Genomic DNA, 26147 nt, shown 5'->3' with positions numbered 1-26147 from the left:
AGCATGTCTAAACCACTTGCAATAACAGACGTAGTACTGCGAGATGCGCATCAATCTTTATTCGCAACCCGTATGCGACTAGAAGATATGCTGCCGATTGCAGCTGAACTGGATAAAGTTGGCTATTGGTCACTAGAAACGTGGGGCGGAGCGACCTTCGATTCGTGTATTCGTTTTCTTGGAGAAGACCCATGGGAGCGTTTGCGTGAGCTTAAGAAAGCCATGCCCAATACCCCAATGCAAATGTTGCTGCGTGGACAAAACCTTTTAGGTTACCGTCACTACGCGGATGATGTGGTTGAAAAGTTTGTAGAGCGTGCTCATGCCAACGGTATGGATGTATTCCGCGTCTTTGATGCGATGAATGACGTGCGTAACTTCGAGAAAGCCGTTAAGTCAGTGGTGGATGTGGGCGCTCATGCTCAAGGCACACTCTCTTACACAACAAGCCCTGTGCACAATTCTGATACCTGGGTTGATCTTGCTAAGCGTCTAGAGGACCTAGGTTGTCACTCTCTATGTATTAAAGACATGTCAGGCTTACTTAAGCCTTATGAGGCTGAAGAGCTGATTACGCGTATTAAAGATGCGTGTGATGTTCCACTAGCCCTTCACTGTCATGCAACAACAGGCTTGAGCACAGCAACTGCGGTTAAAGCGGTTGAGGCGGGCGTAGATATCCTAGATACCGCTATATCCTCTATGAGCTGCACCTATGGCCATACGCCAACGGAAACAGTAGTAGCGATGCTTGAAGGCACAGAGCGCGATACCAACCTGAAACTAGACCAAATCGAACCGATTGCGGCTTACTTCCGAGAAGTGCGTAAAAAATACGCGAAGTTTGAAGGCCAGTTGAAAGGGGTTGATTCTCGTATCTTGATTGCTCAGGTTCCTGGTGGAATGCTCACTAACATGGAAGGCCAGTTAAAGGAGCAGGGCGCTGCTGATCGTTTAGATGAAGTGCTAGAAGAGATCCCTCGCGTACGTAAAGACCTTGGCTATATTCCTTTGGTTACACCGACCTCTCAAATTGTGGGTACACAAGCGGTGATCAATGTCTTAACGGGCGAACGCTATAAGAGCATCACTAAAGAAACAGCCGGTATCCTTAAGGGCGAGTACGGCAAAGCACCAGCGGAGCTAAATGCCGAGCTGCAACAGAAAGTATTAGACGGTGCACAGCCAATTACGTGTCGCCCAGCGGATAAGCTAGAAGACGAGTTTGAATCTTTGACACTGGATCTTCAGAAGAAGGCCAAAGCGGAAAATATTTCACTGGCTGAAGACATTGAAGATGATGTACTAACCTATGCGCTGTTCCCTCAAGTGGGTCTTAAGTTCCTTAAGAATCGTCATAACCCATCTATGTTCGAACCTGTACCAGGCACTGAGGTTGAAGAAACAAAACCTGCTCCGGTTGCAAGCGCAAATACCACAGTAGAAGCCTATAGCGTCAAGGTCGATGGACAGGTCTTTGATGTGCAAGTGGGGCCTCAAGGAGAGCTTACTTCTGTAACTCCAGCAGGTGCGACTGCGGCTGCTGCGCCAGTTGCAGCACCTGTGGCGAGCAATGCAGAAGATGTTCCAGCACCTTTGGCAGGCAATATCTTCAAGGTGAATGTGTCGAGTGGCGCTGTGGTTGAAGAAGGCGATGTGCTACTGATCCTAGAAGCCATGAAGATGGAAACTGAAGTACGAGCGGCACGAGGTGGCGTAGTACAAGGTTTGCATGTGAAAGAAGGTGATTCTGTCTCTGTTGGCTCACCGCTGCTTAGCCTAGCGTAAGGAACCAATACAACATGGACGGTTTACTTACTCTCTGGAGAGAGACGGGCATCGCTAACTTTGAATTTGGCCAGATCTGCATGATCTTGGTGGGTTGCGGGCTGCTGTTTCTTGCTATTCGTAAGGGCTTTGAGCCCTTACTGCTATTGCCGATTGGCTTTGGTGCCATCCTAGCGAATATCCCCAATGCTGGCTTTACCGAGCCCGGTGGATTGCTGTACTACGTCTATGAGGTAGGGATTTCAACTGGGGTATTCCCATTGCTTATCTTTATGGGCGTAGGGGCAATGACGGATTTTGGCGCCTTGATTGCGAACCCTAAAACCTTATGGTTAGGCGCTGCAGCTCAGTTTGGTATCTTTGCGACTTTGTTTGGCGCTATCTTGCTTAACTATGTACCGGGTATGGAATTTAGCTTGGCGGATGCCTCGTCTATTGCCATTATCGGTGGTGCGGATGGTCCAACCGCTATCTTCTTGGCAAGTCGATTGTCTCCAGATTTACTGGGTGCGATTGCTGTTTCTGCCTACAGCTACATGGCTTTGGTTCCAATTATCCAGCCACCGATCATGAAGGCTTTGACCACTCCTGAAGAGCGCACTATTAAAATGGCGCAGCTACGTCATGTGGGTAAAGGTGAGAAGGTCTTCTTCCCGCTAGGTGTTCTGCTCATGACCATTCTATTTTTGCCATCGGCAACGCCTCTGGTTGGAATGTTCTGTCTTGGAAACCTGATGCGTGAAGCGGGTGTTGTGGATCGTTTGAGTAAAACGGCTCAGAACGAACTCATCAACATAGTCACCATCTTCTTAGGTCTTGGCGTAGGTTCAAAGCTGCAAGCGGACAAGTTCTTGAACATTGAAACCTTAGGTATCCTTGGTCTTGGCGCTGTTGCCTTTAGCATCGGTACTGCGGGTGGCGTATTGATGGCTAAGTTGCTGAATAAGGTGTCTAAAGAAGACATTAACCCTCTCATTGGTGCAGCAGGTGTTTCTGCGGTTCCAATGGCGGCTCGCGTGGTTAACAAGGTCGGTCTGCAGGCAAACCCTCAGAACTTCTTATTAATGCATGCTATGGGCCCGAACGTAGCGGGTGTATTAGGCTCGGCAGTGGCGGCTGGTATTCTACTTGCACTAGTGGGATGATCTTGAGCTAATCAATTTCTATATTGAGAAAGGGATGCATTTTTGCATCCTTTTTTTTCACTTATCTCTGACAGCAAAACAATGATATTCCTGAGAATTGTCGGTAATATGTAACGATATGCATCTCAAATGGTCAGAAAAGTATGCCTCTATGGCTTATCTCGTTTACTCGTCACGTATACCTTGTTAATGCTTATTGTTTTGAGACCGTAAACTAATGGATGCTGTGTTTTCTCAGCTCGGTGTTTGGTTTGCAGACTCGGCTCTAACCTTACTGTTTGCTACGGGCTTTTTGAGCGCAACGCTACTTCCTGGTGGTTCAGAAGCGGCGCTCATCGCAACACTGAGCCTTAATCAATATTCAATTTTTAGCATCTTGTTGGTGGCTACGTTAGGCAACACTCTCGGCGGTTTAACCAACTATTGGCTAGGTTTGTGGATACCAAATCGAACTCAGCAAGAAAAACATGGTCACAAAGCCATAGCTTGGTTGCAAAAGTATGGCTATTGGAGTCTATTGTTTAGCTGGGCTCCCGTTATTGGTGACCCTTTGTGTTTAGCCGCTGGGTGGCTTCGAATGCGCTTTCTTCCCTGTTTGGTGTTGATAGCCCTAGGAAAACTGGTTCGTTATGCGGTACTAGTAGGGTTATACACTGGGCTGGGTAATCTATAAGGAATAACAATGATCTTATCTCGTCTCAACCTGTCATTGTCCAAGTATAAGCTTGTGGGCACGCTGACGGCCGTGACTCTATTAGCGGCTTGCTCGACTCAAGAGAATACCGTTGAATCAACATCAAATGATTCAGCTATTCAGTTAGTTGAAAAAGTCGATGCCACACCGGGCAAGGCCTCGATCGCTTATTCTAAATACAAGCTTGCCAATGGGTTAACCTTAATCTTAGCGCCTGATAACTCAGATCCTCTGGTTCACGTTGATGTGACCTATCATGTGGGATCAGCGAGAGAAGACATTGGTAAATCTGGCTTCGCCCACTTCTTTGAGCACATGATGTTTCAAGGATCAAAGCATGTGGCAGATCAGCAACACTTTAAGATCATCACCGAAGCTGGCGGCTCTCTCAACGGTACGACTAACCGTGACCGCACCAACTACTTTGAAACAGTGCCATCGAATCAGCTAGAGAAGATGCTTTGGCTAGAGTCCGATCGCATGGGCTTTTTACTAGAGGCTGTCTCACAACGTAAATTCGAGATTCAGCGCGATACCGTTAAAAACGAACGTGCTCAAAACTATGATAACCGCCCGTATGGCTTAATGTGGGAAAAAATGGGTGAGGCTATGTACCCGGAAGGGCATCCTTACTCATGGCAGACCATTGGTTATGTTGAAGACTTAGATAAGGTCGATGTGAATGATCTTAAAGCCTTCTTCTTACGTTGGTACGGTCCGAACAATGCCGTTCTGACCATAGGTGGTGATTTTGAAACAAAACAAGTACTTGAATGGGTAGAGAAGTACTTTGGTCCAATTCCTCGAGGCCCAGAAGTAGAGGCACAACCTAAGCAACCAGCAGTCCTCAATGAAGATCGCTACGTTACCCTTGAAGATCGTATGATCCAACAGCCAATGCTTGTCATGGGGTGGCCAACGACTTACCAAGGGGAAGCGCGCAATGCTGATCTTGACGTATTAGCTAAGGTATTGGGGAGCGGGCGAAATAGTATTCTTTACCAAAAACTCGTTAAGACTGAAAAGGCGCTTGATGCAGGTGCGTTCCATCAATGTACTGAGCTCGCTTGTAATTTTTATGTCTACGTCATGGCCGACTCCAGTAAGCGAGCCGATTTAACGCCTTTGTACGATGAAGTGTATGACATCATTGAGAATCTGCAGCTTGCTGATATCAATCCTGATTCGCTACAACAAATCGTAGGTAGCGCAGAAGCAAGCTCAATCTTTGCCCTGCAGAGTGTGCGTGGCAAGGTGACGCAATTGGCGTCTAATGAGACCTTCTATCAGCAGCCCGATCGTCTGCAGATTGAACTTGATCGCTTACGTAAGGTGACACCAGAGTCTATTTATAAGGTATATCAAGAGTTTATCGACAATAAGCACAAGGTGACCTTATCGGTAGTCCCTCGCGGTAAACTCGATCTAGCGGCCAAGACAGCGACCTTTGAAACGCCGCCAAGAACACTGCCGGAACACCAGAAGATCGAAGAGAGCGAGCTCGATTATCGCTTCGTGAATGATTCGTTTGATCGCTCGGTTATGCCGCAAGTGCAGTCTGCGGTCACTGGCACTATGCCTGAGCTTTATTCATTCCACTTAAACAATGATATTGAAGTACTGGGCAGTGAAACATCGGAAACTCCTACCGTTGTTATGCAGATTAAGATGCCTGCAGGTAACCGCTATGCCCCAGTTGGTAAAGAAGGGCTCGCTAGCCTTACTGCATCTATGGTGTCAGAGGGAGATAAAACCCTAACCAGTGAAGAGCTCACGGCTGAACTGGACAAATTGGGCAGTAGCGCTTCACTCAGTGCCGGTCAGTACAATACAACTCTGACGATTTCGAGCTTGAGTAAAAACTTCACTGCCACAATGGAACTGGTTGAAAATGCGCTGTTCAATCCATTACTGAAAGAAGAAGACTTTGAGCGTGTGAAGCGCCAGATGTTAGAAGGGATTGTATACGAGCACCAAACGCCAAGCTGGTTGGCCTCTCAAGCAACAAGACAAGTGCTATACGGCGATACCATTTATGGACGCTCTTCATCGGGCACTATGGCGTCTGTGAAAAGCCTAACCCTTGATGATGTAAAAGCCTTTTATGATAAGTACTACACGCCAAAGGGCACACAGATCTTAGTCGTCGGTGACTTGTCTGAGAAGCAAGTGCGCAAAGAGCTTGATAGCTTACAAGAGTGGCAGGGCGAAACACCGCCGATGCTGCGCCAGCGACGCCTGCCAGAGATGGGAGAGCAAACGCTATTCTTGGTCGATAAACCAGGAGCACCTCAAACAGCGGTGCGCCTAGTTCGCAGAGGACTGCCGTTTGATGCCACGGGTGAGAGTTACCTTACTCAGCTGGCTAACTTTAATCTAGGCGGTAACTTTAACAGCCGAATCAATCAAAACTTGCGTGAAGACAAGGGTTACACCTACGGGGCAAGTAGCTACATTTCAGCAAATAGAGAGATTGGGGCTGTCGTTGCAACAGCTCAAGTCAGAGCAGATTCAACCGCACCTGCGATTAAAGAACTGATCAAAGAAATGGACAGTGCTGCAAAAGAGGGCTTTACTGATAAAGAAATTGAATTCATGCGATTAGCAGTTGGGCAACAAGACGCGCTCAAGTATGAAACACCGGGGCAAAAAGCCTATTTGTTAAGCTCAATACTGACCTACAACTTAGATCATGACTATCTCGCTGTGCGCAATAATATTGTTGCTGACGTATCAAAAGAGACGCTCAACGAAATGGCGAGTAAGTGGTTTGATCCAGCCGATTATCAAATTATTGTTGTCGGGGATGCGAAACAGCTAATGCCTCAACTTAAGACGCTAAATTTCCCTATTCAAACACTTGAAATTGCGCCTTAGTCGACCCATCTATGGGGTAGTTGTATGCCCTGTGCTTGTTCTCAAGTGCAGGGCTGTCTATTGAGAGAGTACTCTCTAAAAATAAAAGTGGCCTTGTTTTGACTATATTTTCTAACCGCCTAGCACAGGTGGCTGCCAATAAGCAGGTATTTACGCAGTATGGACGCGGCGTGGAGCGAGAAACGCTTCGCTATAAACCCGATGGCCACATAGCAACAACCCCTCATCCAGAAAGCTTGGGTTCTCCTTTGACCCATGAGTGGATTACCACTGATTTCTCTGAATCACTGATGGAGTTTATTACTCCTGTTTCAAATGATATCCCTACTCTGTTATCTCAATTGCAGGATATCCATCACTACGCTCATAGCAAGTTGGACCAAGAGCAGCTATGGCCATTGTCTATGCCGTGTGCTGTCGCTGATGAAGACGACATTGCGCTTGCACAGTATGGTTCTTCTAACTCAGGCCAAATGAAAACCCTTTACCGCCAGGGGTTAAAGCATCGCTACGGAAGCTTGATGCAGATTATCTCTGGGGTCCATTTTAACTTTTCGTTTCCTGAGAGTTTTTGGGACAGTTTATATGGCGAGCAAGACACGCAACAGCGTCAAGACTCTAAGTCCGATGCTTACTTTGGATTGATTCGAAATTACTATCGCTTTGGCTGGTTGATCCCTTACTTCTTTGGTGCATCTCCTGCCATTTGTGAAACCTTTATTCAAGGCCGCGAAACAGACCTGCCGTTTAAAAAGCTGGAAGGCACTGGTACCTTGTACCTGCCTTACGCGACCTCTTTGCGCATGAGTGACCTAGGTTATACCAATAGTGAGCAAAGCGAGCTAAAGATAAGCTTCAATAGCGTCGGTGAGTATCTTGAAGGCTTGAATCGAGCGATTCGTAAGCCTTCAGCAAAATTCTCTAAGATTGGCGTTAAAGAAAATGGCCAATTCAAGCAGCTAAACAGCAATGTTCTGCAGATAGAAAATGAGCTTTACGCGCCTATCAGACCTAAACGAGTTGCGAAGAGTGGTGAAAAGCCTTCAGAAGCGCTTGAACGTGACGGTGTTGAATACATTGAGATCCGTGCGCTAGACGTCAACCCGTTTAACCCTGTGGGTATTAGTGAGCGTCAGATCCGCTTCCTTGATATCTTCCTGACCTGGTGTGCGCTGACAGAATCCGACCCAATGGATGACTGTGAGCTCAATTGCTGGAAACACAACTGGAATTCAGTGATCACCGAAGGCCGACGCAAGGGTGTATACCTGACGATTGGCTGTGATGGTGAAAAGCTCACCTTGCAACAATGGGTGCATCGCATCTTTGATCAGTTTGAAGAGATCGCCAAGGTGATGGATGAAGCTAACGGCAGTACGGGTTATCAAGATGTTTGCAACGAACTGCGTGATTGGATTGATGAACCAGAATTAACCCTGTCTGGTAAAATGCTTGCCGAAGTAAAAGAAAAAGGCGGAAATGGCCAGTTCGGTATGCAGTTGGGCGATCGCTATCAGCAGCAGTACCGTCAACACAATTACAGCGTTTATTCTCAGCAAGCGATGGATCAAGAAGTCGCGAACTCTGTGAAAAAACAACAACACATTGAAGCTGCCGATTCGGTAGATTTTGAACAATACTTAGAAGAATACTTCGCGTATCTGAAATAACCTTGGAGAGCCGATTATGCCCCTATTAGACAGTTTTACAGTTGACCACACAAAAATGAATGCACCAGCAGTGCGTGTGGCAAAAACGATGCAGACTCCAAGTGGCGATACTATTACAGTATTCGACCTTCGCTTCACTCAACCAAACAAAGATATCCTTTCAGAAAGAGGGATTCATACACTTGAGCACCTTTACGCGGGTTTCATGCGTAACCATCTAAATGGTGATTCTGTTGAGATCATCGATATCTCTCCAATGGGTTGCCGCACAGGCTTTTACATGAGCCTGATTGGTACGCCATCAGAATCTGATGTAGCTACTGCATGGGTTGCCTCAATGGAAGACGTACTTAAGGTTGAGGGACAAAACAAGATCCCTGAGCTGAATGAATATCAATGTGGCACTGCAGATATGCACTCTCTAGAAGAAGCGAAAGCCATTGCTAGCGCTATTTTAGAAGCGGGCGTATCAGTGAACAAAAATGATGAGCTTGCACTGCCAGAAGAGATGCTACAAACGCTTAAGGTGTAGTGTTACTTCTACTAATAAAAAGGCTCCGATGGGAGCCTTTTTGGTTTCTAGTGGATGCAAAATCGCGAATTACTGAATGGGATGAACCTTCACCATCTTGATTTTGTTTTCCGAAAAGTCGATCACTTCCATATTGTGCTCTGCCACCATAATACTGATGTGAGTTTCAGGAAGGTCTTGCAGGTGCTCTAGTATGAGTCCATTAAGCGTTCTTGGCCCATCGGTAGGTAAGTCCCACTGCAGCCCTTTGTTAATGTCTCTGATGTTTGCACTACCTTCTATAAGGTAACTACCATCAGGCTGTGGTGTAATTTCTTCAGCAAGGCTCGGTGCCATCGAGGTAGTAAACTCCCCTACGATCTCTTCTAAGATATCTTCTAAGGTGACCAAGCCAATGATGTCGCCATACTCATCCACAACTAATCCAATACGCTCTTTGTTGCGCTGGAACTTTATCAGCTGCACATTGAGTGGCGTCGCCTCTGGGATGAAATAAATCTCATCAGCAGACTTGAGTAGAGTCTGCTTATTAAACTCATTTTTCTCAAGCATCAAGCGATACGCTTCGCGCAGACGAACCATACCTACAACCTCATCGATTTGGTCGCGGTATAGAACCACTCGGCCATGAGGGGAGTGGGTCAGCTGACGAACAATCGACTTCCAATCATCATTAACATCGATACCGGTAATTTCATTTCGCGGCACCATAATATCGTTCACGGTGACGTTCTCGAGATCCAAAATGGAGACCAGCATGTCTTGGTGACGACTCGGTATCAAGCTACCCGCTTCGTTCACCACTGTTCGTAGTTCGTCAGAGCTAAGGTGATCAGACTTATTGCTTATGCCCTTGATGCCTAATAGCCTCAAAAAACCATTGGTAATAAAGTTAACCAGAATGACCAGAGGTGACAGCAACTTCATCAGTATCTTTAATAAAATACTGCTGGTGTAGGAGACGCGCTCAGGATACATGGCTGCGAGGGTTTTAGGCGTGACTTCGGCGAAAACCAGCACCACCAAGGTGAGGACACCTGTGGCTATGGCAACACCGATATCACCGTACAAACGCATGCCGAGTATGGTAGCGATGGCAGATGCCAAAATATTGACGAGGTTGTTGCCAATAAGAATAAGGCCGATTAAGCGATCGGGGCGGGTAAGAAGCTTCTCTACACGACGCGCTCCCTTATGCCCCTGATTTGAAAGGTGCTTTAATCTATAACGATTCAGGGACATCATCCCAGTCTCTGAACCTGAAAAGTAGCCTGATATAATGATAAGACATGCAAGGAGGGTAAACAGTACCCCGGTTGATATGTCGTCCAAATTAAATGAATCCTTTTATTTAGCTCTTTTCAATTAATGAATGATTTACCGGCAACTGTCAACCATATGTGCCGATTAGGTCAGTATGATCTCACGGACAAATCGACTACCAAAGTAGGCAAGGGTTAGCAAAAATGCCCCGATAATTGAGAACCAAGTGACCTTTTTACCACGCCATCCCAGCTTATAATGACCCCATAATAACACGTTGAATACCAGCCAAGCGATAAAGGACAGCAAGGCTTTATGGGTTTTGCCGCTACTTAAAAAGTCTTCAACAAATAGCGGGCCACTCATCAATGTAAGGGTAAGTAAGCCATTTCCGATCAAAATGATATTGAAAAGTTGGCGCTCCACCTTCATTAAAGGAGGTAGGTTAGGGTTTAATGCTTGAGAAGTCTTTTGTTTTAGCTTGAAATCAAGCCAAGCCAGCTGCATCGCATACAAAGCCGCAATCATCAAAGTGGCATACGAAAACAGAGCGAGCGTGATGTGAACAATTAAGCCCGGTGAATGCTCGAAGTGGGTGATAAAGGTACCCGGAACAAATTCGGCAGCAATAAGGCTAAGGCAAGAAAATCCGTAGGCAATGGGCAGCAAAAACCACAAGCGAGTTTTAAACATAGCCAAGGTCAGCACCAGTGAGATGATACTACTCACCAATGAAGCGACATTGAGAATACTCATGTTTTGCCCGTAGGGCGCAAAGATACCCTCAACTAACGTTGAAAAGTGCAGGATCAAAGCAACAAACGCTATGCCTAAAACGACCTTTTTATTGATTTCCGACTGACGTAATAGCCCCGGAAGAATAAGAAAGGTTGCCGTTAGGTATAAAAGTACGGCTAGGATAACAACCACAAAGTCCATATTTAGTCGACATTAGTATTTGGATTTAAAAGGAAATTATACACCCAATACCACATTACTGGCTATGTACTTATTGCGCATGGTTTTGTAAATAGTGGCTGTGGGGTATACTTCGAGTAATTAATCGCAATTCAACGCGAAGAGAGCACGATGTTTGATAACTTAACAGAACGATTATCCAAGACGCTGAAGAACATCAGCGGTAAAGGTCGTCTGACCGAAGACAATATAAAAGAGACGCTGCGCGAAGTTCGCATGGCGCTTTTAGAGGCGGATGTCGCCCTTCCTGTAGTACGCGATTTCATCAAGCGTGTTAAAGAGGGTGCGGTAGGTGTAGAGGTATCTAAATCTCTCACTCCAGGCCAAGAGTTCATTAAAATTGTTCAGTCTGAATTAGAAGCTGTAATGGGTGAGTCCAACGAAGGTCTCAACCTCGCTGCTCAGCCACCGGCTGTAGTATTAATGGCAGGTCTACAAGGTGCGGGTAAAACCACCAGTGTAGGTAAGCTTTCTAAACTTCTTTCTGAGCGAGATAAGAAAAAAGTATTGGTTGTTTCTGCCGACGTATATCGTCCTGCAGCGATCAAACAGCTAGAGACATTAGCATCTGATGTCGGTGTGGATTTCTTCCCATCAAGCGCAGACCAAAAGCCTCTAGATATCGCTAATGCGGCTATCGACCATGCGAAGAAGAAATTCTACGACGTACTCTTGGTGGATACCGCAGGTCGTCTAGCCATCGATGAAGAGATGATGGGAGAAATCAAGCAGCTTCATTCTGCGATTAATCCTGTTGAAACGCTATTTGTCGTTGATGCCATGACGGGTCAAGATGCGGCAAATACAGCAAAAGCATTTGGCGATGCACTGCCACTGACCGGTGTGATTCTAACTAAGGTCGATGGTGATGCACGTGGTGGTGCGGCTTTATCGGTTAAACACATCACAGGTAAGCCCATTAAGTTCTTGGGTGTGGGTGAAAAAACTGACGCACTAGAACCTTTCCATCCAGATCGAGTGGCTTCTCGTATCCTTGGTATGGGTGATGTTCTTTCTCTTATCGAAGATCTACAGCGCAACGTAGATACCGATAAAGCAGAGAAGATGGCTAAGAAGTTCAAGGAGAAGAAAGGTTTTGACCTTGAAGACTTCCGTGAACAATTAGGCCAAATGGAAAACATGGGCGGCATGGCTGGCATGATGGGCAAACTGCCTGGCATGGGTAATCTACCTGACAATATGAAAGACAAGGTAGATGACAAGATGTTTAAGCAGATGGAAGCCATCATCAGCTCAATGACCATGAAAGAGCGTCTGCGCCCTGAACTAATCAAAGGCTCTCGCAAGAAGCGTATCGCTGCAGGTTCAGGTACTCAGGTACAAGACGTAAACCGCCTACTGAAGCAGTTCACTCAGATGCAGAAGATGATGAAGAAAATGCAGAAAGGTGGAATGCGCGGCATGATGCGTAACATGCAAGGCATGATGGGCGGCATGGGCGGCGGTGGTATGGGCGGAATGGGTGGTCCATTCGGCCGATAGGCTCTACCGCTGAAAGCTCTAAGCTAATCTCTGTATTTTTAAGGCTCTATTTAGATAGAGCCTTTTTATTTCAAGTTGTTAACTAGCTCACATTCAATTAGTTGTTTAAAAAGTAGCTAAAGTCCTTGCAAAGACTGGGAATAAGAGTAAAATTCGCTAGCTTTATTTTGGCACGAGACCCCATGCAACTCTAAGAGTAGTTTGGGGTTAATTATTTTATTGAGAAAGCAAAGAGGACGACATGGTTACCATTCGTTTGGCACGTCACGGCGCTAAAAAGCGTCCATTTTATCAAATCGTAGTAGCAGACAGCCGTCGCGCAGCTACAGGTCGTTTCATCGAGAAAGTAGGTTTCTTCAACCCTACAGCTCAAGGTCAAGAAGAAGGTCTACGTCTAGACCTAGACCGTGTGAACCACTGGGTTTCACAAGGTGCTACAGTTTCTGACCGCGTAGCTAAGCTAGTTAAAGACGCTCAAAAAGCGGCTTAATCAGCAATTTATCTCGATGTTAAGGAAAAGAATGAATGAGTGAACAAAACGAAAAAATTGTTGTAGGAAAGCTAGGCGCTACTTATGGCATTCGTGGTTGGCTTAAAGTTCATTCCTTTACAGACAATGCTGAAAACATTTTCGATTATAGCCCTTGGTTCTTGAACCAAAAGGGGACATGGGTTGAGTGCAAGGTAGAAAGCTGGAAGCGTCATAACAAAGGTTATGTGTGTAAGCTGGAAGGTCTTGATGTACGTGAAGATGCACATCTAATGACTAACCTTGAAATCTCAGTAGCCTCATCTTCATTACCGGAACTGTCAGAAGAAGAATTCTACTGGCGTGAATTGTTTGGAATGAAAGTTGTAACCACTAAAGGTTATGACCTAGGCGAAGTCTCAGACATGCTTGAGACGGGTTCAAACGATGTTTTGGTGGTGAAAGCTAATCTGAAAGATGCTTTTGGCCAAAAGGAACGACTAATTCCGTTCCTTGAAGAGCAAGTGATCATCAAAGTTGATCGCGAAGCTCAACGGATCGAAGTTGACTGGGATCCTGCCTTTTAAATCAAAATTAGAGAGTGAACTATGTGGGTTGGCGTAATAAGCCTGTTTCCAGAAATGTTCCGCTCTGTCACTGATTTTGGTGTAACAGGTCAAGCGGTTAAAAAAGGTCTTTTGTCGGTAGAAGCGTGGAATCCCCGCGATTTTACACAAGACAAACATCGAACTGTCGATGATAGACCCTACGGGGGTGGCCCTGGTATGTTGATGATGGTACAGCCTTTGCGCGATGCTATTAACACTGCCAAACAAGCGGCTCCTGGAAAGACGAAGGTTATCTATCTTAGCCCTCAAGGTCGTAAACTCGACCAGCAAGGCGTAGAAGAGTTGGCAACAAACGAGAACTTGCTTCTTATTTGTGGCCGCTATGAAGGGGTAGATGAGCGCATCATACAATCTGAGGTTGACGAAGAATGGTCAATTGGAGATTTTGTGATGACAGGTGGTGAACTGCCAGCCATGACCTTAATCGACTCAGTATCAAGGTTTATACCGGGTGTACTAGGTGATTTTGCGTCAGCAGAGGAAGACTCCTTTGCAAATGGGTTACTGGATTGTCCCCACTATACGCGTCCTGAAGTGTTGGATGGAAAAGAGGTACCAGCGGTACTAAAATCTGGAAACCACAAGGACATTCGTCGCTGGCGATTGAAACAATCGTTAGGCCGTACTTGGCTAAGAAGGCCAGAGATGCTGGAAAACCTAGCTCTGACTGACGAACAGGAACACTTACTTGCCGAGTTCGTGATGGAGCGAAAGCGCACGAATAAAGACAGCAAGTAACCTATTAAATTTAGATTCAGTTTATTCTAGGGTATAGAAACATGAGTAATATCATCAACGCTCTTGAGCAAGAGCAAATGAAAACAGACCTTCCTAAATTCGCACCAGGTGATACTGTTGTAGTTCAGGTTAAGGTAAAAGAAGGCGACCGTGAGCGTCTACAGGCATTCGAAGGCGTTGTAATCGCTATTCGTAACCGTGGTCTACACTCTGCATTCACAGTTCGTAAAATCTCGAACGGTGAAGGTGTTGAGCGTGCATTCCAAACTCACTCTCCAATGGTTGATAGCATTGAAGTTAAACGCCGTGGTGCAGTACGTCGTGCCAAGTTGTACTACCTACGTGAGCGTTCTGGTAAGTCAGCTCGTATTAAAGAGAAACTTACTAAGAAGTAATGCAAACCTGCATTTCTCATAAGAAAAAAGGAGACCTTTCGGTCTCCTTTTTTTTGTTTTCGGTTTATAGCTGGTTATTTCAAATGATTACAGCATTGTCGATGCGAACACATATCTGCTTTGAGTTCTGTTGGCTCTAAGGTCCTGAATCAAGTTCAGGATGACGGTGTGAAAGATGCAGCTCTGTCTGACGGCTTGCAGCTGATAGCTGACAGCTAATCCACTTAGTATTGATCTTCCGACCACCCATCACTATCCGACATATCTGGTGCACCAGCGATGGAGTTTTCTTCGTCTGCCCAGTCACCGAAGTCGATCATTTGGCACTTCTTGCTACAGAAAGGACGGTGTGGGCTTTGTTCTCCCCACTCAACATCATTGCCACAGGTTGGGCAGGGTACGATGGTAATCTTGCTCATAGTGTTACTTCTCTTACTGTATTGATTAGCTACAAATAGCCAGTTCAAATTCGATATCTTGGGTGCTGGCTTGGCCGGTATCAAAGTGCATAAACTTGATGGCAAAGCGATTCTTATGCCCTGAAACCATGGGATATACCCCATAATCGTGGGCAAAGTGCAGTCTGAGTATATTGGCTTCGTCTGCATCGCTTTGGAAGAAGCCATTGCGCGCAATCTGGGCTTTAAATTGTGCGGAGCTGCGAGTGAGGTTTAGCCACTGCTGCAACGCATGGTTTAATGGAGCCAATGATTTCAGCCACTGCTGAGCATCCGCCATGCGCTTTTCTAGAGGCTGATGAAGCCAATAGTGCAACGCAGGAAGATCAAAGCAGCATGCCCCGCCAGGCAGGTTAAAGCGCTGTCTAATGGAAGACAAAAAACTGTCTTCTTTAAGTTTGGTGCCAAATCGTTGAGCCCCTAATACCTCTTTGTGCACTAGAGCTATTTCGCTTAATAGACCTTGTAGGCGCTGTTGGTCTACACCCGGTACATTTAACCAGTTACTGTAGGTCAGTTTTAGTTTATCTAAATCTTTTAGCAACTCAGGCTTTAGCTGTATTTGTTCAAATATATCTAATAGATCGAACAAGGAACGAAAAAGAACTTGATAGTGTTGCGGGTCTGAAAACGTCGCGCAGTGTTGCGCTTGACGAAGAAGGCTTTCAATACGCAGATAAGTTCTGGTTTTCTCATTCAGAGGATGTTCATATCTTTGGATTGTCATACATTGCATCCTGCTTTAGACATAATGGTTATTCTCCCAGAAATCAGTGACACAAGGCTAGATATTTACGATGCAACTCAGCAATTTTTTCTGCTAAATGTCCATTGTCACTATCGTTGTTGATGATATCGTCGGCGATGGCCAATCTTTGCTCTCGCGTTGCTTGTGCCTTTAATATTGACAGCACTTGCTGTTTAGATACGCCATCTCTCGCTAAAGTTCGATCTATTTGTGTATCAGGAGAAACATCCACAACTAAAACGCGATCAGCCATGCTTTGCAAGCCATTCTCTACCATCAATGGGATGACCAGTAGGCAGTAGGGTGAGGTGGCCATTTCTAGCTGTTGTTGCATTCGCTGGCGGATCATTGGGTGTAGCAGATTGTCGATCCATTGTTTATTACTTGGATCGGCAAATACCCGTTCACGCAATTGAGCGCGATTTAGGGTGCCATCTTCATTTAGAATTGAACGACCAAAGTGATGTTCAATCGCCGTTAAGCCCTCACTACCTGGCTCTACCACCTCTCTAGCAACAATGTCAGCATCAACGATATCGATATGGTAATTGTCATGGAAATGATTGGCTACGGTAGTTTTTCCACTTCCTATCCCCCCCGTCAAACCGATTATCTTGGACATTAGTACCCTCCAATGTAGCGACTGAGATACCAAGTTACAATATCATCACCAACTATCAAGTAGACCCAACCTGCTATGGCTAGGTATGGACCGAAGGGGAAGGCTTTTTCAACGCCTTGTTGCTTGAGTCTAAGCTGGATAATGCCAAATATTAGGCCAACTAAAGAAGAAAGTAAGATGATAAGTGGTAACGACTGCCAACCTAACCACGCACCCAGCGCCGCCAATAGTTTGAAGTCACCATAGCCCATGCCTTCTTTGCCAGTGAGCAACTTGAATAACCAGTAGACGCTCCACAAAGAAAGATAACCTGCCATCGCACCGATAACCGCATCTTGCAGTGATAATGGGCTGATCCCAAATACCGATAAAGCCAAACCTGCCCACATTAGAGGTAGGGTCAAGCTATCTGGCAGCAACATAGTGTCTAAATCGATGAAGGTGGCGCAAAGCAGCACCCAGGTAAATCCAAGTACTGCGACAGCGTATAAGCTTGGTTCGAATAGGAGAGCGATGGTGAGACTAAGAGCACCCGAAAGAAGCTCTATTAGTGGGTATCTAGGGCTGATTTTATCGCCACAGGCACGGCAACGCCCTTTAAGGCTTAGCCAACCGATAACCGGAATGTTATGTATCGCTTTAATTGGCGCTTCACATTTAGGGCAACGTGAGCGGGGGAGGCTTATGTTAAAGACCCCTTCAGGTACTTTTAGTTTTAGCTCTGGGTAGGCTTCCGCAAATTCTTTCTGCCATTCTCTTTCCATGATGATCGGAAGTCGATGGATCACTACATTGAGAAAGCTACCAATGATCAAGCCAAGAATGGTGGCGAGTATCGGAAATAGCAAAGGGTAGTGCAAAAAATAAAAATCGAGCATCTTGAGCCAATATTGAGAAAGTCTGTGGGTATGTTATCGCAACTTTAAGTGCTTGTTTACACCTATCTCAGAGATAATCTTATCCAACTGCACTCATAAGGCTGAAAATAGGTAAATACATACTTAACACCAGTCCTCCCACAAGAGTACCAAGAAAAACAATGACTAAGGGCTCTATTAATTGGCCTAATTTGTCCGTTGCTTCCTTTAGTTGCTGTTCAAAAAGTGTAGCCAATCTCCCGGTAATCACCGCTAGGGTTCCGCTTATTTCGCCAATTTTAATCATCTTTAGCATGATTGATGGGAGGAAAGTAAGGGCTTCTAGGGAGTAATAAAGGCTTTTGCCTTCCTTGATACTATCATTTGCACTACTTAGTGCCTGACGTATAAAGTCATTGCGCACGCCAAACGAGGCGTTGTTCAGACAAGTGACGAGCGGAAGACCCGCTTGTATTCCATTGCACAATAGCAAATTGAAACGAGCTAACTCACTCACAAGAATGCAGTGACCCAGTATCGGGATGCTTAAGCTGTGTTTAGCAATGCTATGACGAAAAGCCTGACTTTTCCGATAACACAGATAGATAAGGCTAGTGATTACCGATAGGCACAATAGTAGTGCCCCAAAATACCGCTGAAGCCAAGTTGAGAGCTCTACGGTGAACTGAGTGAGTGCTGGCAATTCGGCGCCAAAACTATGGAACAAGCTCGAGAACTGCGGGATGACAAATACCATCATTACAGCAAATACCACACACGCCGTTATGATGACGGAAGCGGGATAGATGAGCGCTGACTTTACCTGCTTGAGTAATTGCTGATTTTTCTCTCTGTGCTGGGTGCAATACCCCAGTGCTGTGGAAAGGTCACCGTTCTCCTCACCGATTCGTACAAACTGAAGGTAAATAGAATCGAGAAAGCTAAACATCTGCATTGCTACAGAAAGCCTTTGACCTTGCTGAATCTGAAAATGCAGCTCTTCTAACAAGGCCCGCACGCCTTGTCGTTGGCTGGAGTGTTGCAGTTCATTCAAAGCCAGAGATAGTGGCAGTCCAGCCTCAAGCATTAAGGATAACTGATGGGTAAAAGTGGTGACATCACCATATTTCACCTCATGCTTGTAAGCTGAGGTAAAGGGAACCGGCTTTGCTATGAATTTACGAAGCTCAATGCCTTTACTCCTTAATATCCTTTTTAGTTGGAGAGCTGAATAGGCTAAAAGGTGGCCGGTAATCCTAGGTTTAGAGTCGCCAGCGCCGAGCCAAATAAACAGCTGTAAGCTACTCATGCCCCAGCACTCGCTCGATCTCTTGATGGGTAGTAACTCGTTTCAAGCAAAGCTCTTTGGCGACATTATGTAGACCTTGCTCACCAATGAGATAATCGTTTATCTCTTCTTTGCCATCTTGTAGTTGCGTAATATTGCACAGTAGTTGGCGAGTGATGGGTAACAGTTCGAATACACCAGTTCGACCTTTGTAGCCTTCATTACAGTGATGGCAAATATCGCTGGAGATGTTTTGAACGCAGTTCGGGCACGACTTGCGTAGCAGGCGCTGGGCTATAACTAACTGCAGGCTGTCGATAAGGTCTGCTTGATTAATGCCAAGCTGATATAGGCGCTCTAAAGCGCTAAAGGCTGAATTAGTGTGTAGGGTCGAGAGCACCAGATGACCGGTTTGTGCTGCGTGAATGGCGATCTCTGCGGTTTCAGCATCACGTATCTCGCCTAGCATGATCACATCAGGATCTTGACGTAGTAAGGAGCGAAGGCACCTAGCAAAGTTAAGGCCAATATGGACATTGGTTTGGACTTGATTGAACCCTTCAAAGTGGATCTCTACGGGATCTTCTACTGTGCAGATATTGATACTGGCGTTAGCGATGGCGCTGAGGCAAGAGTAGAGCGTGATGGTCTTGCCACTGCCGGTTGGCCCAGTCACCAATATGAGCCCTTGAGGTTGTTTAAGTGCCTGCTTTAATGCGTGGTGCTGTTCTTGCTTGAGTCCTAGTTGATCAAGCTTGGGCAGGCTTTCTCTCTCCCTTGCAATTCTCATCACTAGCTTTTCACCCCATAGGGTAGGGAGGGTGGAGACGCGAACTTCTATTTCTTCTTTTTCAGAAAGGGCATAGCTCATGCGCCCATCTTGTGGCAATCGCTGCTCGGTGATATCCAGCTCGGCATAGATTTTTATCTGACTGACAAGCGCCATCATTTTATCTATTGGGAACTGCATGATGGTCACGAGTAACCCATCACAGCGTATTCGCACTCGAGCCTGTTGTTTATCCGGCTCGATATGGATATCTGAGGCATCCCTCTGTTGGCCTTGCTCCATTATTTTGGGAAGAAGATTCAGGTCGCCACTGTCTTGATTATGCGAAGAGCTTAGCTGGCGCTTTACCTGAGTATACAGATACTGGAATTGCTCGATATCAGTGAGAATTAGCTGGGTATTAAGGCGATGGTGAAATTGCAGTTCGGCTAATAGAGACTTGAGAAGAGGATCAAAGGAGAGCAGGTGCAACACTCCGTCATTCAGTGATATTGGGATAATAGGATACTGAACAACAATCGACTCAAGATGGAGCTCTTTAATGACGGTTATTATAGCTTCAAGTTTAACGCTTCGATTAGGGCTCGGATTGAAAGCAAGTTGGTGATGATTAGCCAGCATCTGCCCTAGCTGTGCTAATGAATGCCGGCTGACTTGCGATATTTGATAGAGTGCGTCAGCGGTCGATTCTATGCTCCTGTTGGACAATTGCTCCACATCAGCTTGATTGAGTATTGCAGGGCTGAGTGAAGCAATAATAGAGTGGATCATTGGCAGCCTTTTGGTAAGACAGTACTGCCAGCGCCACTTACGCTACAACTCCAACCCGAGGTATCGTCACGAGCAAAGGACACAGATGCCCCATCTAATGAACTGCCCGTTGAGCTAAAGGTGAATTGAAGCTGATTGCCACTAATCCCCACCTCCCCAATACTGCCGCCGGCACTCGATACCGTATTGATTTGATTCAGAGTGGTAGGAAAAGAACCTTGGTCTAAATAATAGAGTTCAGCCTTGGTTAGCAATCCGCGTAAGGTCGCGGTTGCTGAAGCCAGTTCAGACTTTTTTACATAGTCTTTGTACATGGGAATGCCGATAGCGGACAGCACGCCTATGATAGCGACGACAATCATCAGTTCGATTAAGGTGAAGCCGGTTTGTTTTCTGCTCATTGCTCTTTCCTCATTATTGTTTTCTCCTTGGGTAACTCAAGGTTTGCTGGTGGCAATAAAACTAGAAGCTATGAGCTGTGGTAAAAGAAAGGGAGCAAGCCCTTGCTAAGTGCCTCGCAGTGAATGGAGTAACAGATGTGTGTAGAAGCAGTAATAAAGGGAAAGCCTGTCGCAATAGAGTGAACTATTTCTAAAACGTTGAGATACAAAAAAGGCCAGCAATGCTGACCTTTCTGTATAGCGTGTTGAACTGGTGGCTATTTGAAGCGCATGGATAGGTCCATTGCCTTCAAATGCTTAGTTAGGGCACCAACTGAGATGAAATCAACCCCCGTTTCAGCCATAGGGCGGATAGTCTCTAGGGTAACGTTACCTGAGTTTTCAAGTACCGCGCGACCTTGGTTGATTGCGACTGCTTCGCGCATCATATCTAAAGTGAAGTTATCGAGCATGATGATATCCGCGCCAGCATCAATGGCTTGCTTAAGCTCATCAAGGCTTTCTGTTTCCACCTCAACAGGCTTTCCAGGGCTGAGCTCTTTGGCCGTAGAGATAGCTTGCTCAATACCACCACAGGCAATGATGTGGTTCTCCTTGATAAGGTAGGCATCAAATACACCAATACGGTGATTGAAACCGCCACCACAGGCAACAGCGTATTTTAATGCACTGCGTAAACCAGGGATGGTTTTTCGAGTATCAAGTAGCTTACAACCAGTACCTTCTATCTTGCTCACATACTCGGCAACAACAGTAGCGCAGCCAGAGAGTGTTTGGATGAAGTTCATAGCATTGCGCTCGCCAGTCAATAGCGTGCGTGCTGGGCCTGTAAGAGTGCATAGCGTTTGGTTAGGTTCTACCGTGTCACCATCGGCAACGTGCCATTCAACCGTCACTTGTCCGCCAAGTTGCTTGAAGACTTCGTCAGCCCACATCTGCCCACAGAACACACCGTGTTCGCGAGTGATAATAGTTGCTATACCTTGAGTATCTTCTGCAATGAGATTTGCGGTGATGTCCACAGAAGCGTCAACAGAGCCCCCAAGATCTTCTTTAAGTGTCTCTTCTACTGCGCGAGATACTTCGTGAGGCAGTTGTTGCTTTAGGTACGCTAAACGAGCGTCACTGTCGTGGGTATTTTTCATAACCAAAACTTTCACTATGTTGTCGAATACTGATTTGTGCTGAATGATACTCTTGCTTGAATTATAATTCAGCAACAATTGCTCTCAGGGAAGAAAAATGTCCGCTAATTTATGGTATCCGTACGCCAAAGCCATCCCATCTCCGCATTGTGATGAGAGACCTGATCCCAAGGACATCTCTTTACTGGTAGTACATAATATTTCCCTTCCACCCGCTGAATTTAATAACGGCAATATTGAAGCCTTTTTTCAAGGGAAACTGGATGCCTCTTTGCACCCGTTTTTTGAAGGCATTAGCGGTATGCGAGTTTCGGCGCATTGCTTAATTAAAAGGGATGGTGAAATAGTACAGTTTGTCCCATTTGAAAAACGAGCGTGGCATGCCGGCCTTTCTTCTTTTGCCGGTCGTGATAAGTGCAATGACTATTCAATTGGTATTGAGCTAGAGGGAACGGATTATGTGTCTTATACACAGGATCAATATCAATCCCTAGCCATGCTGACTCAGTTTCTACTCGACGCCTATCCTAAGCTCACTCCATCTAGAATTACTGGCCATCAGTATATCGCGCCGCTGCGAAAGACCGATCCAGGCTTGTCCTTTAATTGGTCTAGATTCCGCAAGATGATCGCAGGTTAGTGCATGATTGATACATTTGTCATACAAGTGTGTGAGTGAACATATAGTTCGCGTGAATACATATTTGTTAACAAATACGTCACAGCCCCCCGTTTCTTTAGCATTATTTTGTTATCACGCTCCCTGTTTTATGATTTAAATCAAATTTTCCCTAGACAGGTGAGAAATTGATATGTTAAGTTTCGCGTCAAGTTGAAATTGGTAATACCAATTAACATCGAGCAGGACGCAGAGATTTAGATGCAAAAAGTTTCCTTTCAAAGTATTCGCCAACCTAAGCTATCTGATGTGATAGAGCGTGAGTTGGAAACATTGATTTTGGATGGCATATTGTCTCCAGGCCAGCAATTGCCGCCTGAGAGAGAACTTGCCAAGCAGTTTGATGTTTCTAGACCGTCGGTACGCGAAGCAATTCAAAGGCTAGAAGCCAAAGGGTTGTTAACTCGTCGCCAAGGTGGAGGAACTTTTGTTTGTGAAAGCTTGTCTTCTAATCTAACCGATCCTCTTTTGAACCTTCTTTCAAATCATGCTGATACGCAAAGAGACCTATTAGAGACGCGACATGCACTCGAGGGTATCTCTGCCTATTTTGCAGCTTTAAGAGGAACAGCAGAGGACTTCCAGCGTATTACTCAGTGCCAAAAGGCGATGAGCGTTACGGTGGATAGCGATGACGTTGAGCAAGAATCTGAAGCCATCATGGAGTTTCTGATTGCTATTGCAGAGGCTTCACATAACGTCGTGCTATTGCACATTGTTCGTAGTTTATCTCCACTGTTGCAAAAGAACGTGTCACAAAACCTGATGCTTCTACACAGCCGTGAAGACGTAATTCAAAAATTAAATGAGCACAGAGCGGACATCGTTAAGGCGATTACATCGAGAGAGCCACAACGAGCCCGTGAAATGTCTGAGACTCATTTAGCGTTTATCGATGAAACATTGTCGGACTTGACCGAAGAACAGGGCAGAAGAGCTCGTTCATTGCGTCGAATTCAACAGAACAAACAGTAAGCTTTTGCTTAGGGTATACCACCCTAGTAGTTGACCTAACTTAATAAAAAAGGATAGTTCGCCATGTCTGATATGAAGCATGACGTAGATGCTCTGGAAACTCAAGATTGGTTAGAAGCGCTTGAGTCAGTAGTACGTGAAGAAGGTGTAGAACGCGCGCAGTTCCTACTAGAACAAGTTCTAGATAAGGCTCGCTTAGACGGTGTTGATATGCCTACAGGCATTAACACTAACTACATCAATACCATTCCGGCCGCACAAGAACCAGCTTACCCTGGTGATGTAACGCTTGAGCGTCGTATTCGCTCAATCATCCGCTGGAACGCAATCATGATTGTATTGCGTGCTTCTAAGAAAGACCTAGACCTAGGTGGTCACATGGCTTCTTATCAGTCAGCAGCTGCATTCTACGAAGTTTGCTTCAACCACTTCTTCCGCGCTCCAAATGAGACGGACGGTGGCGATTTGGTTTACTACCAAGGTCATATCTCTCCAGGTATTTACTCTCGTGCATTCGTTGAGGGTCGTCTAACTGAAGAGCAGCTAGACAACTTCCGTCAAGAAGTTGATGGCAAGGGTATCCCTTCTTACCCACACCCTAAGTTGATGCCTGAATTCTGGCAGTTCCCAACAGTATCTATGGGTCTAGGCCCGATCTCTGCTATCTACCAAGCTCGCTTTTTGAAGTACCTTGAAGGCCGTGGTCTAAAAGATACTTCAGCTCAGCGCGTTTACGCATTCCTAGGTGATGGTGAGATGGATGAGCCAGAATCACGCGGCGCAATCTCTTTTGCTGCTCGTGAAAAACTGGACAACCTATGTTTCCTAATCAACTGTAACCTACAGCGTCTAGATGGCCCTGTAATGGGTAACGGCAGCATCATCCAAGAACTAGAAGGCCTATTTAAAGGCGCTGGTTGGAACGTTGTTAAAGTTATCTGGGGTAGCAACTGGGATTCACTACTTGCAAAAGACACCACAGGTAAGCTTCTTCAGCTAATGAACGAAACTATCGACGGTGACTACCAAACATTCAAATCTAAAGATGGCGCGTACGTACGTGAGCACTTCTTTGGTAAATACCCTGAGACTGCAGCACTTGTTGCCGATATGACTGATGACGAAATCTTCGCTCTTAAGCGTGGTGGTCATGATTCATCTAAGCTATTCGCAGCATTCAACAATGCGAAAGAAACTGGCGGCAAGCCAACGGTTATCCTAGCTAAAACCGTTAAAGGTTACGGCATGGGTGATGCAGCAGAAGGCAAGAACATTGCACACGGCGTGAAGAAAATGGACATGACTCATGTTCAACACCTGCGTGACCGTCTAGGCCTAGAAGACATCCTTTCAGATGACAAACTAGCTGAACTTCCTTACCTGAAGCTTGAAGCTGGCACTCCTGAATACGAATACATGCATGCTCGTCGTAACGCTCTACACGGTTACACTCCAGCGCGTCTGCCTAAGTTCACTCAAGAATTCCAAGTACCAGAACTAGAAGAGTTCGCTCCTCTACTGGGTGCTCAGAAGCGTGAAATCTCTACCACTATGGCGTACGTTCGTACACTGAACATCTTGTTGAAGAACAAGAGCGTTGGTAAGAACATCGTTCCTATCATCTGTGACGAAGCACGTACCTTTGGTATGGAAGGTCTATTCCGTCAAATCGGTATCTACAACCCGCACGGTCAAGACTACACGCCTGAAGATAAAGGCATTGTTTCTTACTACAAAGAAGCGACTTCTGGTCAGGTTCTTCAAGAAGGTATCAACGAACTAGGTTCAATGGCGTCTTGGGTTGCTGCAGCAACGTCATACAGCACCAACGATCTACCAATGATCCCATTCTACATCTACTACTCAATGTTCGGTTTCCAACGTATTGGCGACATGGCATGGCTAGCAGGTGACCAACAAGCTCGTGGCTTCCTACTAGGTGCTACAGCAGGTCGTACAACGCTAAACGGTGAAGGTCTACAGCACGAAGATGGTCACTCGCACATCATGGCGAACACTGTACCTAACTGTATCTCTTATGACCCAACGTTTGCTTACGAGCTAGCGGTAATCATGCAAGACGGTATCCGTCGCATGTACGGTCCTGAGCAAGAGAACGTTTACTACTACCTAACAGTAATGAACGAGAACTACGCAATGCCAGCAATGCCAGAAGGCGCTGAAGAAGGCATCCGTAAAGGTATCTACAAGCTTGAGTCTTACGCAGGTGACAAGTCTAAAGTTCAGCTAATGAGCTCTGGTACTATCATGAACGAAGCGCGTAAAGCCGCTCAGATCCTAAGCGAAGAGTACGGCGTAGCCTCTGACATCTTCTCTGTAACATCGTTTAACGAGCTAACTCGTGACGGTCAAGCGGTAGAGCGTGACAACATGCTTCACCCAGAAGCGGAAGAGAAAGTACCGTACATCACAACGGTTCTTGGTAGCGAGCCTGCAATCGCAGTCACTGACTACATGAAGAACTACGCTGAGCAAGTGCGTGCATTCATGCCTTCTGAGTCTTACAAGGTTCTTGGTACTGATGGCTTCGGTCGTTCAGACAGCCGTGAAAACCTACGTCGTCACTTCGAAGTTAACGCTGGCTACGTAGTCGTTGCTGCGCTTACTGAACTGGCGAAACGTGGCGATGTTGAGAAGTCAGTAGTTGCAGAAGCAATTGCTAAATTCGGCATCGACGCAGACAAAATTAACCCGCAATACGCATAAGACTT

24 protein-coding genes are annotated in these 26147 nt (G+C 45.9%); 14 read left to right on the top strand and 10 right to left on the bottom strand.

From position 1 onward, the window contains the following. Nucleotides 1–3: 3 nt before the first annotated feature. The 6 genes from oadA (at nt 4) to luxS (ending at nt 8706) form a co-directional block, all read left to right on the top strand. Complete coding sequence (oadA, locus tag A6E01_RS10725) at nt 4–1788, top strand: sodium-extruding oxaloacetate decarboxylase subunit alpha (RefSeq protein ID WP_017029621.1); 1785 nt, start codon at nt 4–6, stop codon at nt 1786–1788. Nucleotides 1789–1802: 14 nt separating this feature from the next. Further along, nucleotides 1803–2933: a sodium ion-translocating decarboxylase subunit beta gene (locus A6E01_RS10720; protein WP_017029620.1), complete on the top strand. Its 1131-nt coding sequence runs from the start codon at nt 1803–1805 to the stop codon at nt 2931–2933. 217 nt (nt 2934–3150) lie between these two features. Further along, nucleotides 3151–3606, top strand: coding sequence for a YqaA family protein (locus A6E01_RS10715; protein ID WP_017029619.1), 456 nt, complete (start codon nt 3151–3153; stop codon nt 3604–3606). Between the two features lie 9 nt (nt 3607–3615). Next, complete coding sequence (locus tag A6E01_RS10710) at nt 3616–6504, top strand: M16 family metallopeptidase (protein WP_017243659.1); 2889 nt, start codon at nt 3616–3618, stop codon at nt 6502–6504. Between the two features lie 98 nt (nt 6505–6602). After that, entirely contained in the window at nt 6603–8174 is a 1572-nt protein-coding gene (gene gshA, locus A6E01_RS10705; protein WP_065210370.1) for a glutamate--cysteine ligase, read from the top strand. A 16-nt stretch (nt 8175–8190) separates the two neighbouring features. Then, nucleotides 8191–8706 carry an S-ribosylhomocysteine lyase gene (gene luxS, locus A6E01_RS10700; RefSeq protein WP_017027430.1) on the top strand — a complete coding sequence of 172 codons (516 nt, stop codon included), beginning with the start codon at nt 8191–8193 and terminating at the stop codon, nt 8704–8706. A 69-nt stretch (nt 8707–8775) separates the two neighbouring features. Here luxS and A6E01_RS10695 read toward each other — a convergent pair whose 3' ends face one another. Then, nucleotides 8776–10038, bottom strand: coding sequence for an HlyC/CorC family transporter (locus tag A6E01_RS10695; RefSeq protein WP_017027431.1), 1263 nt, complete (start codon nt 10036–10038; stop codon nt 8776–8778). Nucleotides 10039–10113: 75 nt separating this feature from the next. After that, complete coding sequence (locus tag A6E01_RS10690; protein WP_017027432.1) at nt 10114–10908, bottom strand: cytochrome C assembly family protein; 795 nt, start codon at nt 10906–10908, stop codon at nt 10114–10116. Nucleotides 10909–11058: 150 nt separating this feature from the next. Between A6E01_RS10690 and ffh the strand changes: the two genes are divergently transcribed. The 5 genes from ffh (at nt 11059) to rplS (ending at nt 14681) form a co-directional block, all read left to right on the top strand. Then, complete coding sequence (ffh, locus tag A6E01_RS10685) at nt 11059–12450, top strand: signal recognition particle protein (protein ID WP_017027435.1); 1392 nt, start codon at nt 11059–11061, stop codon at nt 12448–12450. A 241-nt stretch (nt 12451–12691) separates the two neighbouring features. Then, entirely contained in the window at nt 12692–12940 is a 249-nt protein-coding gene (gene rpsP, locus A6E01_RS10680) for a 30S ribosomal protein S16 (RefSeq protein WP_017027436.1), read from the top strand. A gap of 35 nt (nt 12941–12975) precedes the next feature. After that, nucleotides 12976–13506 carry a ribosome maturation factor RimM gene (gene rimM / locus A6E01_RS10675; protein ID WP_017027437.1) on the top strand — a complete coding sequence of 177 codons (531 nt, stop codon included), beginning with the start codon at nt 12976–12978 and terminating at the stop codon, nt 13504–13506. A 21-nt stretch (nt 13507–13527) separates the two neighbouring features. Then, nucleotides 13528–14286, top strand: a complete 759-nt coding sequence (gene trmD / locus A6E01_RS10670) for a tRNA (guanosine(37)-N1)-methyltransferase TrmD (RefSeq protein WP_017027438.1) — start codon at nt 13528–13530, stop codon at nt 14284–14286. Nucleotides 14287–14327: 41 nt separating this feature from the next. Further along, the gene (gene rplS / locus A6E01_RS10665; RefSeq protein ID WP_017027439.1) at nt 14328–14681 is read left to right on the top strand and encodes a 50S ribosomal protein L19; all 354 of its coding nucleotides are present in this window, start codon (nt 14328–14330) and stop codon (nt 14679–14681) included. A 224-nt stretch (nt 14682–14905) separates the two neighbouring features. On the opposite strand, the gene yacG is transcribed toward rplS, so the two are convergent. From yacG to nadC, 8 genes are all read right to left on the bottom strand, one after another. Further along, on the bottom strand, nt 14906–15100 hold the full coding sequence (gene yacG / locus A6E01_RS10660; protein ID WP_065210205.1) for a DNA gyrase inhibitor YacG: 195 nt from the start codon (nt 15098–15100) through the stop codon (nt 14906–14908). 25 nt (nt 15101–15125) lie between these two features. Then, a complete protein-coding gene (zapD, locus tag A6E01_RS10655) occupies nt 15126–15866 on the bottom strand; it encodes a cell division protein ZapD (protein WP_017032779.1) in 741 nt (246 codons plus the stop codon). Between the two features lie 43 nt (nt 15867–15909). Further along, nucleotides 15910–16509: a dephospho-CoA kinase gene (gene coaE / locus A6E01_RS10650; RefSeq protein ID WP_017032778.1), complete on the bottom strand. Its 600-nt coding sequence runs from the start codon at nt 16507–16509 to the stop codon at nt 15910–15912. Beyond that, nucleotides 16509–17387, bottom strand: a complete 879-nt coding sequence (locus tag A6E01_RS10645; protein ID WP_017032777.1) for a prepilin peptidase — start codon at nt 17385–17387, stop codon at nt 16509–16511. The genes coaE and A6E01_RS10645 overlap by 1 nt, the downstream gene beginning before the upstream one ends. Before the next feature lie 79 nt (nt 17388–17466). Continuing rightward, nucleotides 17467–18675, bottom strand: a complete 1209-nt coding sequence (locus A6E01_RS10640; protein WP_065210204.1) for a type II secretion system F family protein — start codon at nt 18673–18675, stop codon at nt 17467–17469. Next, on the bottom strand, nt 18668–20215 hold the full coding sequence (locus tag A6E01_RS10635; RefSeq protein WP_065210203.1) for a GspE/PulE family protein: 1548 nt from the start codon (nt 20213–20215) through the stop codon (nt 18668–18670). Before A6E01_RS10635 ends, A6E01_RS10640 begins: the two co-directional genes overlap by 8 nt. Further along, nucleotides 20212–20616 (bottom strand): pilin, encoded by a 405-nt coding sequence (locus A6E01_RS10630; protein ID WP_065210202.1) that lies wholly within the window; start codon nt 20614–20616, stop codon nt 20212–20214. The genes A6E01_RS10635 and A6E01_RS10630 overlap by 4 nt, the downstream gene beginning before the upstream one ends. A gap of 257 nt (nt 20617–20873) precedes the next feature. After that, nucleotides 20874–21761 carry a carboxylating nicotinate-nucleotide diphosphorylase gene (gene nadC, locus A6E01_RS10625; protein WP_017032774.1) on the bottom strand — a complete coding sequence of 296 codons (888 nt, stop codon included), beginning with the start codon at nt 21759–21761 and terminating at the stop codon, nt 20874–20876. Nucleotides 21762–21858: 97 nt separating this feature from the next. Between nadC and ampD the strand changes: the two genes are divergently transcribed. From ampD to aceE, 3 genes are all read left to right on the top strand, one after another. Further along, nucleotides 21859–22401, top strand: coding sequence for a 1,6-anhydro-N-acetylmuramyl-L-alanine amidase AmpD (gene ampD / locus A6E01_RS10620; protein ID WP_017032773.1), 543 nt, complete (start codon nt 21859–21861; stop codon nt 22399–22401). Between the two features lie 240 nt (nt 22402–22641). Continuing rightward, nucleotides 22642–23415, top strand: a complete 774-nt coding sequence (pdhR, locus tag A6E01_RS10615) for a pyruvate dehydrogenase complex transcriptional repressor PdhR (RefSeq protein WP_017027448.1) — start codon at nt 22642–22644, stop codon at nt 23413–23415. Nucleotides 23416–23478: 63 nt separating this feature from the next. Beyond that, a complete protein-coding gene (aceE, locus tag A6E01_RS10610) occupies nt 23479–26142 on the top strand; it encodes a pyruvate dehydrogenase (acetyl-transferring), homodimeric type (RefSeq protein ID WP_065210201.1) in 2664 nt (887 codons plus the stop codon). Nucleotides 26143–26147: the final 5 nt, after the last annotated feature.

Origin of the sequence: Vibrio breoganii (assembly GCF_001677275.1) — a bacterium.
In the GTDB taxonomy this organism is placed as follows: Bacteria; Pseudomonadota; Gammaproteobacteria; order Enterobacterales; family Vibrionaceae; genus Vibrio; species Vibrio breoganii.
The sequence above is the reverse complement of the archived record's forward strand: the minus strand, read 5'-3'. Positions and strand labels throughout refer to the sequence as shown.

Bases quoted from the DNA above. Each gene is read 5' to 3' on its own strand.
- oadA (WP_017029621.1), top strand. From the start codon at position 4: ATGTCTAAACCACTTGCAATAACAGACGTAGTACTGCGAGATGCGCAT.
- A6E01_RS10720 (WP_017029620.1), top strand. From the start codon at position 1,803: ATGGACGGTTTACTTACTCTCTGGAGAGAGACGGGCATCGCTAACTTT.
- A6E01_RS10715 (WP_017029619.1), top strand. From the start codon at position 3,151: ATGGATGCTGTGTTTTCTCAGCTCGGTGTTTGGTTTGCAGACTCGGCT.
- A6E01_RS10710 (WP_017243659.1), top strand. From the start codon at position 3,616: ATGATCTTATCTCGTCTCAACCTGTCATTGTCCAAGTATAAGCTTGTG.
- luxS (WP_017027430.1), top strand. From the start codon at position 8,191: ATGCCCCTATTAGACAGTTTTACAGTTGACCACACAAAAATGAATGCA.
- A6E01_RS10690 (WP_017027432.1), bottom strand. From the start codon at position 10,908: ATGGACTTTGTGGTTGTTATCCTAGCCGTACTTTTATACCTAACGGCA.
- ffh (WP_017027435.1), top strand. From the start codon at position 11,059: ATGTTTGATAACTTAACAGAACGATTATCCAAGACGCTGAAGAACATC.
- rpsP (WP_017027436.1), top strand. From the start codon at position 12,692: ATGGTTACCATTCGTTTGGCACGTCACGGCGCTAAAAAGCGTCCATTT.
- rimM (WP_017027437.1), top strand. From the start codon at position 12,976: ATGAGTGAACAAAACGAAAAAATTGTTGTAGGAAAGCTAGGCGCTACT.
- trmD (WP_017027438.1), top strand. From the start codon at position 13,528: ATGTGGGTTGGCGTAATAAGCCTGTTTCCAGAAATGTTCCGCTCTGTC.
- rplS (WP_017027439.1), top strand. From the start codon at position 14,328: ATGAGTAATATCATCAACGCTCTTGAGCAAGAGCAAATGAAAACAGAC.
- yacG (WP_065210205.1), bottom strand. From the start codon at position 15,100: ATGAGCAAGATTACCATCGTACCCTGCCCAACCTGTGGCAATGATGTT.
- zapD (WP_017032779.1), bottom strand. From the start codon at position 15,866: ATGACAATCCAAAGATATGAACATCCTCTGAATGAGAAAACCAGAACT.
- coaE (WP_017032778.1), bottom strand. From the start codon at position 16,509: ATGTCCAAGATAATCGGTTTGACGGGGGGGATAGGAAGTGGAAAAACT.
- A6E01_RS10645 (WP_017032777.1), bottom strand. From the start codon at position 17,387: ATGCTCGATTTTTATTTTTTGCACTACCCTTTGCTATTTCCGATACTC.
- A6E01_RS10640 (WP_065210204.1), bottom strand. From the start codon at position 18,675: ATGAGTAGCTTACAGCTGTTTATTTGGCTCGGCGCTGGCGACTCTAAA.
- A6E01_RS10635 (WP_065210203.1), bottom strand. From the start codon at position 20,215: ATGATCCACTCTATTATTGCTTCACTCAGCCCTGCAATACTCAATCAA.
- A6E01_RS10630 (WP_065210202.1), bottom strand. From the start codon at position 20,616: ATGAGCAGAAAACAAACCGGCTTCACCTTAATCGAACTGATGATTGTC.
- nadC (WP_017032774.1), bottom strand. From the start codon at position 21,761: ATGAAAAATACCCACGACAGTGACGCTCGTTTAGCGTACCTAAAGCAA.
- ampD (WP_017032773.1), top strand. From the start codon at position 21,859: ATGTCCGCTAATTTATGGTATCCGTACGCCAAAGCCATCCCATCTCCG.
- pdhR (WP_017027448.1), top strand. From the start codon at position 22,642: ATGCAAAAAGTTTCCTTTCAAAGTATTCGCCAACCTAAGCTATCTGAT.
- aceE (WP_065210201.1), top strand. From the start codon at position 23,479: ATGTCTGATATGAAGCATGACGTAGATGCTCTGGAAACTCAAGATTGG.